Annotated in this window: 12 protein-coding genes; 6 read left to right on the top strand and 6 right to left on the bottom strand. The window is 66.1% G+C overall.

Annotated elements, in window-relative coordinates; translation table 11 throughout:
• The first annotated feature begins 260 nt into the window (after positions 1 to 260).
• The 6 genes from B3446_RS04040 (at position 261) to B3446_RS04015 (ending at position 5895) form a co-directional block, all read left to right on the top strand.
• Positions 261 to 1001, top strand: coding sequence for an IclR family transcriptional regulator (locus B3446_RS04040; RefSeq protein WP_175139186.1), 741 nt, complete (start codon positions 261 to 263; stop codon positions 999 to 1001).
• Between the two features lie 126 nt (positions 1002 to 1127).
• The gene (locus tag B3446_RS04035) at positions 1128 to 1871 is read left to right on the top strand and encodes a transporter substrate-binding domain-containing protein (protein WP_291377389.1); all 744 of its coding nucleotides are present in this window, start codon (positions 1128 to 1130) and stop codon (positions 1869 to 1871) included.
• The gene (locus B3446_RS04030) at positions 1868 to 2536 is read left to right on the top strand and encodes an amino acid ABC transporter permease (RefSeq protein ID WP_056570374.1); all 669 of its coding nucleotides are present in this window, start codon (positions 1868 to 1870) and stop codon (positions 2534 to 2536) included. The genes B3446_RS04035 and B3446_RS04030 overlap by 4 nt, the downstream gene beginning before the upstream one ends.
• Positions 2533 to 3321 carry an amino acid ABC transporter ATP-binding protein gene (locus B3446_RS04025; RefSeq protein ID WP_286898685.1) on the top strand — a complete coding sequence of 263 codons (789 nt, stop codon included), beginning with the start codon at positions 2533 to 2535 and terminating at the stop codon, positions 3319 to 3321. The genes B3446_RS04030 and B3446_RS04025 overlap by 4 nt, the downstream gene beginning before the upstream one ends.
• Positions 3318 to 4265 (top strand): formimidoylglutamase, encoded by a 948-nt coding sequence (gene hutG, locus B3446_RS04020; RefSeq protein WP_291377388.1) that lies wholly within the window; start codon positions 3318 to 3320, stop codon positions 4263 to 4265. The genes B3446_RS04025 and hutG overlap by 4 nt, the downstream gene beginning before the upstream one ends.
• A 340-nt stretch (positions 4266 to 4605) precedes the next feature.
• Positions 4606 to 5895 carry a Glu/Leu/Phe/Val family dehydrogenase gene (locus B3446_RS04015; protein ID WP_175121895.1) on the top strand — a complete coding sequence of 430 codons (1290 nt, stop codon included), beginning with the start codon at positions 4606 to 4608 and terminating at the stop codon, positions 5893 to 5895.
• 160 nt (positions 5896 to 6055) lie between these two features.
• On the opposite strand, the gene B3446_RS04010 is transcribed toward B3446_RS04015, so the two are convergent.
• From B3446_RS04010 to B3446_RS03985, 6 genes are all read right to left on the bottom strand, one after another.
• Positions 6056 to 6874: an RsiV family protein gene (locus tag B3446_RS04010; RefSeq protein WP_191579411.1), complete on the bottom strand. Its 819-nt coding sequence runs from the start codon at positions 6872 to 6874 to the stop codon at positions 6056 to 6058.
• Positions 6875 to 6902: 28 nt separating this feature from the next.
• Positions 6903 to 7679, bottom strand: coding sequence for a lipoate--protein ligase family protein (locus tag B3446_RS04005; protein ID WP_105238573.1), 777 nt, complete (start codon positions 7677 to 7679; stop codon positions 6903 to 6905).
• A complete protein-coding gene (locus tag B3446_RS04000) occupies positions 7676 to 7951 on the bottom strand; it encodes a lipoate protein ligase C-terminal domain-containing protein (RefSeq protein ID WP_056318682.1) in 276 nt (91 codons plus the stop codon). Before B3446_RS04000 ends, B3446_RS04005 begins: the two co-directional genes overlap by 4 nt.
• Positions 7952 to 7989: 38 nt before the next feature.
• Entirely contained in the window at positions 7990 to 8454 is a 465-nt protein-coding gene (locus B3446_RS03995) for a GNAT family N-acetyltransferase (RefSeq protein WP_175186127.1), read from the bottom strand.
• 17 nt (positions 8455 to 8471) lie between these two features.
• Entirely contained in the window at positions 8472 to 9170 is a 699-nt protein-coding gene (locus tag B3446_RS03990) for a glutathione S-transferase N-terminal domain-containing protein (RefSeq protein WP_291377387.1), read from the bottom strand.
• Between the two features lie 168 nt (positions 9171 to 9338).
• Positions 9339 to 10244, bottom strand: a complete 906-nt coding sequence (locus B3446_RS03985; protein ID WP_291377386.1) for a DMT family transporter — start codon at positions 10242 to 10244, stop codon at positions 9339 to 9341.
• Positions 10245 to 10282: the final 38 nt, after the last annotated feature.

The following is a 10282-nucleotide window of genomic DNA, read 5'->3' as shown; positions in this document are numbered from 1 at the left end:
ATGCGGCCCCGCCGGCGCCGGCTGCTGCGGCGCCCGCGGGCGGTGTGAAGGGCGTCTCCGGCGTCGGGCTGTCGGATTACGAGAAGCCCCCCGCGCCTTGACGAACGCCCGGTAGATGCGAAAACATCCCGCTGCCTGCCCATCAAAACCCGCCTCACGGCGGGGTTTTCCCTTGCGATTCTCAATCGATGGGAAAAATCAGAAGTGAAACCGCCACAAATTGATAATCTCGCTCCCATATTGCTGGGAGTTGAATCTTCATGTCGGAATCGTCTGTCGGGGCGGGCGCGGATCGCGTCCTGTATGTGCTGGCCACCCTGGCCCGGCACGACGGCCCGCTCAGCATTGCCGCGCTGGCCGAGAAAACGGGCCTGGCGCAGAGCACGCTCTACCGGCAGATCGCGCTCCTCAAGCGCTGGGGATTCGTCGCCGAACACGAAGGCGAGTACGGACCCGGCCCGCTGTGCGTGCAGCTTGCCTGGGGCTTTGACCAGTCGTCGTTCCTGATTCACGAAGCGCAACCCGACATGGCGGCGCTGGCCGCGTCGTCCGGCGAAACCATCGGCCTGCTTGTCGCCGTGAAGGACCAGGCCGTGTGCCTGGACATGGTGGAAAGCCAGCATCCGCTGCGCTGCTCGTTCACCAAAGGGCGCGGGCTGCCGCTGGCGCGCGGCGCGTCGGCCAAGTCGCTCCTGGCGTTCATGCCGCAGGCCCGCCTGCAGGCTGCGCTGACCTATCTGGCCGACGAGGCCGGCGTGGATGCCGCCCGCCTGACCGGGGAGCTGGAGGCCATCCGCGCGCAGGGCTATGCCGTGACCGACAGCGAAGTCGACGCCGGTGTCTGGGGCGTGAGCGTGCCGATCTTTCAACGGGCGAACCAGGCTGTGGCTTCGATCACGCTGATGGCGCCGTCCACCCGCGCCGCGCAGCATCCAGACGCGCTGATCGAGATGACCCTCGCGGCCGCCCGCCGCATCTCGGAGCGCCTGAAGGCCGCCTGACGCCGTGTTGTCCGCCTTATCGAATACCTGTTTCACCTGCTTCATCGCTTAGCCCGTACCTGGCCGCAACGATCGTCGTACCCACCTTCGTACCACCTGTCGCACCCACCTCCATAGGACCCCACCATGACCACTCGCCGCACCCTGCTGTCCGCCGCCCTGACCCTGAGCCTCGCCTGGGCCGCCGGCGCCGCGCACGCCCAGGAAACGATCCGCGCCGTCACCGACGCCACCTTCCCGCCGATGGAATTCGTCAAGGACGGCAAACGCACCGGCTTTGACATCGAGCTGGTCGAAGCGCTGGCCGGCGCGATGGGCAAGAAGGTTGAATGGATCGACATCGACTTCAAGGGCCTGATTCCGGCGCTGCAGGCCGGCCGCGCCGACATCGCGGTGTCCGCCATCTACATCACGCCGGAGCGCAGCAAGGTCGTCGATTTCACCGATCCGTACTACGCGGGCGGCCTGGTGGTCCTGACCAAGGCCGACGGCCCCATCAAGTCGATCAAGGATCTGGATGGCCGCAAGGTGTCGGTGCAGGTCGGCACGAAGTCGGTGAACTACCTGAAAGAGCATTTCCCCAAGGTGCAGCGCGTGGAAGTCGAAAAGAACCAGGAGATGTTCAACCTGGTGCAGATCGGCCGCGCCGATGCCGCGGTGACGGGCAAGCCCGCCGCCAAGCTGTTCGCGCAGAGCACCAACGGCCTGACCGTGCTGAACGATCAGGTCACCACCGAGGACTATGGCATCGCCGTGCCCAAGAACAAACCTGAGCTCACGCGCGACCTGAACGCCGCGCTGAAGAAGCTCAAGGCCGATGGCAGCTACCAGGCCATCGTGAACAAGTGGTTCGAGGCGCCCGCGAAATGAATCTGGAATTTTCACCCGTCTTCGCCGACTTCGACGCGCTGATGCGAGGCGCGCTGGTCACCATCGAGGTGACCGCCGGCGCCTTGCTGCTGGGCTGCGTGATGGGGCTGCTGGTCGGGATCGGCCGCCTCAACCCGCAGCGCCGCATCACTTACCACCTTTGCAGCACGTACCTGCTGTTCTTCCGGGGCACGCCGCTGCTGGTGCAGCTGTTCATCTGGTTCTTCGGCCTGCCGCAGTTCGGCGTGACGCTCCCGGCGTTCGCCTGCGGCGTGCTGGGCCTGGGTATGTATTCCGGGGCCTATGTGTCGGAGATCGTACGGGGCGCGATCCAGTCGGTGGATCGCGGCCAGACGGAGGCGGCGCGCTCGCTGGGCATGTCGTCCGGCCAGGCGATGCGCATCATCATCCTGCCGCAGGCATTCGTGCGCATGATTCCGCCGCTGGGCAACGAGTTCATCGCGCTCATCAAGAACTCGGCGCTGGTCTCGCTGTTGACCATTCACGATCTGATGCACGAAGGGCAGAAGATCATCAGCGTGTCGTATCGCTCGCTGGAAACCTACCTGGTGGTGGCTTTGATCTATCTGGCGCTGACCACGACCGCCATGGTGATTTTGCGCAAGATCGAGCATCGTCTGCGCGCGGGAGGAATGGTGCAATGAGCCTCGTCATCGAAGGTCAGGAAATGATCCGCATCCGCGGCCTGCACAAATCCTACGGCGATCACGCCGTCCTGCGCGGCATCGATTTCGATGTGCTGAAGTCGCAGGTGGTGGTGGTCATCGGGCCCAGCGGCTCGGGCAAGAGCACCTTGCTGCGTTGCTGCAACGGGCTGGAAGTCGCCCAGCGCGGCACGGTCGATATCTGCGGCCAGACGCTGCAGGAAGACGGGGCGATGTTGCCCGAAGCCGAACTGAACCAGTTGCGCACGCAGGTGGGCATGGTGTTTCAGGGCTTCAATCTGTTCCCGCATCTGTCGGTGCTGGACAACGTGACCGTCGGCCCCCGCACGCTGCTGGGCATGGGCCGCGAACAGGCCAATGCGTTGGCAGCCGACTTGCTCAACAAGGTGGGGCTGTCGCAGAAGATGGCGGCCATGCCCGCCAGCCTGTCCGGCGGTCAGAAGCAGCGCGTGGCCATTGCGCGCGCGCTCGCCATGCAGCCGCAGGTCATGCTGTTCGACGAGCCGACCTCGGCGCTGGACCCGGAGTTGGTCGGCGAAGTGCTGCAGGTCATGAAGCTGCTGGCCCGCGAAGGCATGACGATGATGGTCGTGACGCACGAGATGGGCTTTGCCCGTGATGTGGCGGACGTGGTGGCCGTGATGGACGGCGGCGTCATCCTGGAATCCGGCCCGCCGGAGGTGATTTTCAGCGAGCCGCGCGAAGCCCGCACCCGCGAATTCCTGCAGGCGGTCCTGAGCGCCGGTCCGGGAGCCGCAGCATGAGCGCCCCGACACTGGACAAGAGTCTCTGGAAGGCCCGCGACGACAGCGCCGAGCAGGGCGACACCCGCCGGCTCGCGCACATCGTCGAGGCCGAAGCGGGGCAGGGCGAGATGGGCGAGGCCGTGCTGCTGGGCTTTGCCTGTGATGCGGGCGTGGCGCGCAATCAGGGCCGGGTGGGCGCCGCCGCGGGGCCTGCGGGCATCCGCAAGTATCTGGCGGGCCTGCCGGCGCATGCGCTTACGCGCTTGCTGGACGCCGGCGACGTCGAATGCCACGGCGACAAGCTCGAAGATGCGCAGGAACGCCTGGGCCTGCGTCTGGCCGAACTGATGGGACGGGGCGCGCGGCCGGTCGTCCTGGGTGGCGGGCATGAAATCGCCTGGGGCAGTTTCCAGGGACTGGCCCGCTGGCTGGACGCGCGCGGCGACGCCGGCGCCGTGCTGGTGCTGAATCTGGACGCACACTTCGATCTGCGCACGGGCCGTCCCGGCAGTTCCGGCACCCCGTTCGACCAGATCGCGACAGACAGCGAGGCACGCGGGCGCGACCTGCACTACGCCTGCCTGGGTGTCTCGCGGCTGGCCAACACGCCAGCGCTCTATGCCCGCGCCGCGGAAATCGGGGCCGTGTGGATCGAAGACCGCGACATGCAGGAGCGTCATCTGGAAGCCCGGCTGGCCGACGTGGATGCGCTGCTGGCCAAGGTGCGGCACGTGTATCTGACGATCGATCTGGACGTGCTGCCCGCCGCCGTGATGCCGGGGGTGTCCGCGCCGGCGCCTTATGGCGTGCCGATGGCCGTGATCGAGGAAATCGTCCTGCGGGTCAAGGCGAGCGGCAAGCTCCGATTGGCGGACTTGGCGGAGTTCAACCCCAAGTTCGACGTCGACGGCCATGGCGCGCGCGCGGCGGCGCGTCTGGCGTGGCAGTTGCTGTCCGTGTGATTCGGCGCGGCAGAGGTGTCCGACGCCTTTGCCGCGGTGGCACACGGTGAAAGCGCGTCTTACCCGGGAGTCCAACAACCGGGGGCGGTCTGCAAGGCAGGCGTGGATGTAAAGGGCGGTCTTCCAAAAGAGGCCGCCTTTTTTTCGCTCCGCGTGTCCCGGCCGCAGGCTGGACGGCGCCAATTTCGCGGCTTAGGATAGGTGCAGCTTCCGGGCCCGCCTGCGACCCGTTCGGTATCCGCAACGTTAATGCGTCCCTATTTAAAATATTTAAACTTTAAATAGGGACGCTATAACTTTCGTGGATAAAATGGCGCAACTTTGTCAGGAGAGCATGCTCATGTCTCAAACTCCCACCCATGCCTTGCCGTCTTATCTGAATGCCGAGGACCTCGGCCCCTGGGGTAATTACCTGCAACAAGTCGACCGGGTCACGCCGTACCTCGGTTCCCTGAGCCGGTGGGTCGAGACGCTGAAGCGTCCGAAGCGCTCGCTGATCGTCGATGTGCCGATCGAACTGGACAACGGCACCATCGCCCACTTCGAGGGCTACCGTGTGCAGCACAACGTGTCGCGCGGTCCGGGCAAGGGTGGGGTGCGTTTCCACCAGGACGTGACGCTGTCGGAAGTGATGGCGCTGGCCGCCTGGATGTCGGTCAAGAACGCCGCAGTCAACCTGCCGTACGGCGGCGCCAAGGGCGGCATCCGTGTCGACCCGCGCAAGCTCTCCGCCTCGGAACTCGAACGCATGACGCGCCGCTACACCAGCGAAATCGGCGTCATCATCGGACCGTCGAAAGACATTCCCGCGCCTGACGTGAACACCAACGCCCAGACCATGGCCTGGATGATGGACACGTACTCCATGAACGAAGGCGCCACCGCCACCGGCGTGGTCACCGGCAAGCCGATCGCGCTGGGCGGCAGCCTGGGCCGCGTCGAGGCAACCGGCCGCGGCGTGTTCGTCGTGGCGTGCGAAGCCGCGCGCGACCGTAACATCGATGTGGCCGGCGCGCGCGTCGTCGTGCAGGGCTTCGGCAACGTGGGCGGCACCGCCGCCCGTCTGTTCCATGAAGCCGGCGCCAAGGTCATTGCCGCGCAGGACCACACCGGCACCGTGCACAACGCGGCTGGCCTGGACGTGCACAAGCTGCTGTCGCATGTGTCGCAGACCGGCGGCGTGGGCGGCTTCTCGGGCGGCCAGGCGCTGGACAAGGCTGAGTTCTGGACGCTGGAAACCGAATTCCTGATCCCGGCAGCCCTGGAAAGCCAGATCACCGTCGACAACGCCGCCAAGGTGCGCGCCAAGATCGTGGTCGAAGGCGCCAACGGCCCGACGACCCCGGAAGCGGACGACATCCTGGCCGAGAACGGCGTCTATGTCGTGCCGGACGTGCTGGCCAACGCCGGCGGCGTGACGGTCAGCTACTTTGAGTGGGTGCAGGACTTCTCCAGCTTCTTCTGGAGCGAAGAAGAGATCAACCAGCGCCTCGAGCGCCTGATGCGCGAAGCCTACGCCGCGGTGGCGCAGGTGTCGCGCGAGCACAAGGTGACGCTGCGCACCGCCGCGTTCATCGTGGCTTGCACGCGCATCCTCCAGGCGCGCCAGGTGCGCGGTCTGTATCCGTAAAGACTGAATCGGCGATGCGCCCTCGGGCGCGTCGTCGAGGAGGCAGAGAGAGACAAAAAAAAGGAATCGCTCCGCAAGGAGCGATTCCTATTTGTGGCGCAAGAAAATGCCGGGCGGATGCCCGGCATTTTCGTTTGAGCGCGCTGGCGCCGCAGTGGCTTTACGAGGCCGGCAGCAGCTCCGGCTTCAAAATGCCGCGCAGATCCTGGTACGAAATCGCCAACTCTGGCTCGCCGTGCGAATACGGCGCGATGGAATAGGCGTCGTACTTGACCACGATGCCGTCCCGCGTCAGCGCGAAGTTGTCGCTTTCCTGGAACGGCCACATTTTGTTGTACGCCGCCGGGTCGCGCTTGGCGTCCGGGTTGCCGGTCAGCCATTTTGCGTGCGCACGCTGCAGGGCCGCGACGTACTCGGCGCGCCGCCCCGGGATCAGCGCTTCGTCCAGGCTCATCACCCGGCCGCGGCTGCGCTCCCAGTTCAGATACTGCGTGGCCGGGATGCCGTGCGCGGCGCCGGTCAGGTACTGCTCCGTATGCAGTTCGATGGCAACGATGTCGCCGACCGTGTCCTTCACGCTGGCCTTGAAGTAGGTCGCGTCGCGCGGGCGCGCCGTGGACCAGAAATACTTCGTGTATTCCGACAGCGTGTCGTAGGGGCCACGCCGGTTGGCGTCGGTGCCGGTCATGTAGGCGAGCACGTGGTCCACCAGCGCGGTCAGCTTCGGGATGCCGGGGAAGGCCACGCTGTCGATCTCGATGCGCGGGCAGTCGCCCTCGCAGCCCGGCTTGCTGGCCGCCCACTTGATGCGCTCGGTGGACAGGTCGCCCACCTTTTGGGGCGTGGCTGACGATTGGGCGTTGGAATCGGCCAGCGTGATGTTCGAGGGGGGCGTGCTGCTGCAGCCGGCGATGGCCAGCAGGGCGGCGCTCAGGATCAGACCGCGTATCGCGCCGGGCGGCGTGAATGTGCGACTCATGCAATTACCTCCAAAAACCGAGGCGCCGTCAGGGTACGACGCCTGTCCACTCGGCGCGGGAGAACTTTTCGTCCGCCTGCGCCTGGGCGCGCGCCAGCGTTTCGCTGCCTACGCTGCCCGGGGTCAGACGATGCAGGCCGGCAAAAGTTTCCACCATGCGGTCGATGATGACCTCGCGCGCCAGGCCGGTCTGCGTGCGCAGGGGGTCAACGCGCTTCTTGGCGCTGGTGGTGCCCTTGTCGGAAAGCTTCTCGCGGCCGATGCGCAGGACTTCGACCATCTTGTCGGCGTCGATGTCGTAGGACATGGTGACGTGATGCAGCACGGCGCCCGCGCGGCGGGCCTGCGCCGCGCCGCCGATCTTGCCGATGTCGGAGGCGATGTCGTTCAGCGGCTGATACCAGGCCTTGATCCCCAGGCCTTGCAGCGCGGTCAGCACCCAGGCGTCCAGGAAGGCGTACGACTCCTGGAAGCTCATGCCGTGGACCAGCGCCTGCGGAGCGCTCAGCGAATAGGTGATGGAGTTGCCCGGCTCGATGAACATCGCGCCGCCGCCGCTCACGCGGCGCACCACCTCGATGCCGTGGCGCGCGGCGCCGTCCGGATCGACTTCGTTCTTCAGCGATTGAAAGCGGCCGATCACGACGGCCGGCGCCGACCATTCCCAGATGCGCAGCGTGGGCGGCCGCTGGCCGGCGCCCACTTCGTCGGTAATGACTGCGTCCAGCGCCATGTGCAGCGCGGGCGGCTGCGGGCCTTCATGGATCAGTTGCCAGTCGTAGTCGTTCCAGTCGGTGCGGCTCATGCCAGCGCCCTCCGCAGCACCACGGCGATGGCTTCAGCCGAGAAGCCGAACATTTCGGCGTCGGCCGGCAGGGCCGATTGCACGGCCACCGCGAGTTCCAGCTCGCCGGCGTCCGCAGGCATGCCGTTCAGGCCGCGGTTGATGGCTTCAAGCGCTTCGGGCGGTTCAAGGAAAAAGTCGCCGCTGATGCGCACGTCGGCCAGGCGGCCGTCGCGCACTTCCAGATCCGCGACGACCAGTTTGCCGCCGGGGACTTTGTATTCGCCATGCAAGGGCATTGGGCGCTCCTTTCGAAAATCAGAATCAGACATTACAGGCTGAGCTTCATGCCGTCGTGGCTGGCCTTGAAACCCAGGCTTTCGTAGAACCGGCGCGCGTCGGGGCGCGCGCGGTCCGTGGTGAGCTGGACCAGCCCGCAGCCCTGGCTGCGGCACTGTTCGATGGCCCATTCGAACATGGCGCGGCCCAGGCCCGCGCCGCGGAACGCCGACGCGATGCGCACGCTTTCGATCTGGCCCCGCCACAGGCCCAGCCGCGACAGGCCGGGTATGAACGATAACTGCAAACAGCCCACCAGTTGTGAATCCTGCTCAACCACGGCCAGGAATTGGTTGGAATCCTGCTCAATTGCCTTGAAGGCGGCGACATAGCGCGGGTTCAGCGGGACGGAGGCGTCCTCGCGACCGGCGCCCAGGTCGTCATCGGCCAGCATGGCCACGATGGCGGGCAGATCGGCCGCGCGCGCGCGGCGAAAGACGCGTTGCGGTGCGTTCATGGCACGCTCCTTGGGCGTTAGCGGACGTGTTGGGCGGTCTGGCCGAACAGGATGCGGCGCGCTTCGTCGTCGCTGAGCGGGGGCGTGGTGTTGACCGTGTCGGCCAGCGCGTAGGCGCGTTGCGTCGCGGGGCGCTCGCGGATCGTGTCGAACCAGCGCTTGAGGTGCGGAAAGTCGTTCAGGTCCTGGCCCTGCTTGGCGTGCGGCACGATCCACGGGTAGGCGGCCATGTCGGCGATGGAGTAGTCGCCAGCGACGAATTCGCGGTCGGCCAACCGTTTGTTCAGCACGCCGTACAGGCGATTGGTTTCGTTGACGTAACGATCAATGGCGTAAGCAATGCGTTCCTGCGCATAGCCCGAGAAGTGGTGGTTCTGCCCGGCCATGGGGCCCAGGCCGCCCATCTGCCAGAAGAGCCATTGCGACACTTCGGCGCGGCCGCGCACGTCGGCGGGCAGGAACTTGCCGGTCTTTTCGGCCAGGTACTGCAGGATGGCGCCGGACTCGAACAACGGAATCGGCGCGCCGCCATCGGCAGGGGCCTGGTCGACGATCGCGGGGATGCGGTTGTTGGGCGCGATGGCAAGGAATTCGGGTTTGAACTGGTCGCCGCGGCCGATGTTGATCGGGTGGATCTTGTACGGCAGCCCGGTCTCTTCGAGGAACATCGTGATCTTGTGACCGTTGGGGGTAGTCCAGTAATAGAGATCGATCATGGGAGTGTCCTGTTCATCATGGCGCCGCGGGCAGCCGCCCGCGGATGGGAAGGGCCATGATAGCGGCGCGAACCGGACGCACGCCTGAATAACCGGGGACCGGGTGCGGGTTTGCCCGCAGGCTGCCTGAACAGCCCGTGCGGGCAAGACGCCGCCCATGCCGCCTGATCAGACCGCACCGGCCCGCGGGCTGCGCGGCAGGCGCCAGTTCCAGTTCAGGCTGACGGCGGCGGCAGCCAGGAAGATCAGCGCCACGCCCGCCACCTGCGTCGCATCCATGCGATGGCCGTAGACCACGAAGTCCAGCAGGATGGCGACCGCGGGATAGATGAAGCTGAGCGCGGCGGTGGAGGTGGTGGGCAGCTTTTGGATGGCCGAGTACATCAGGATATACATCAGGCACGTATGGATGAGGCCCAGCGCCACCAGATAGCCCCATTGCACGGGCTGCGCGGGCAGGGCGTTGAAGTCCGCCATGGGCAGCAGCATGACCGCGCCCAGCGTCACCTGCACCAGCGCCAGGACTTGCGGCGGGATGCCCTTCAGGCGCTTCACGATGATGGCCGTGATGCCATAGAGCGCGGCCGCGCCCAGTCCCAGCATCAGCCCCGAGAGATATGCGCCGCCGCCCGCCGCGCCGGTGTCGCCCAGGCGCAGCACCAGCAGCAGGCCCGCAAAGGCCATGAGCGACCAGGCGACCTTGCCGCGCGAAGGACGTTCACCCAGGAACAGCACGCCCAGCCCGATCAGGAAAAACGGCTGCACGTTATAGACGGCGGTGGCCAGCGAAATGGACGCCAGGCGGTAGGCCGAGAACAGCAGCACCCAGTTCAGCACCAGCGCCGCGCCGGCGATCAGCGCCAGGGCCAGTGTCTTCGCGGTGAAAAGGCCTGGCTTGAGCAGGCCGCGTGCCCAGCAATACAGAAAGAGCGACAGCGCGCCGAACACACAGCGAAAGAAGACGACGTTCCAGGCGCTTTGCCCGGACTCCAGTACGAAAACGCCCAGGGTGCCCGACAGGGTCATGGCCGCGGCCATTTGCAGGAGGCCCGTGCGTTCGGTTGAGGGGATCATGATGGTTCTAAAAGGCCGTCTGGCCAGGAATTTGATGG

Source organism: Achromobacter sp. UBA5777, assembly GCF_002418565.1.
In the GTDB taxonomy this organism is placed as follows: Bacteria; Pseudomonadota; Gammaproteobacteria; order Burkholderiales; family Burkholderiaceae_B; genus Achromobacter; species Achromobacter animicus.
This window is presented reverse-complemented; position numbering and strand designations above follow the sequence as displayed.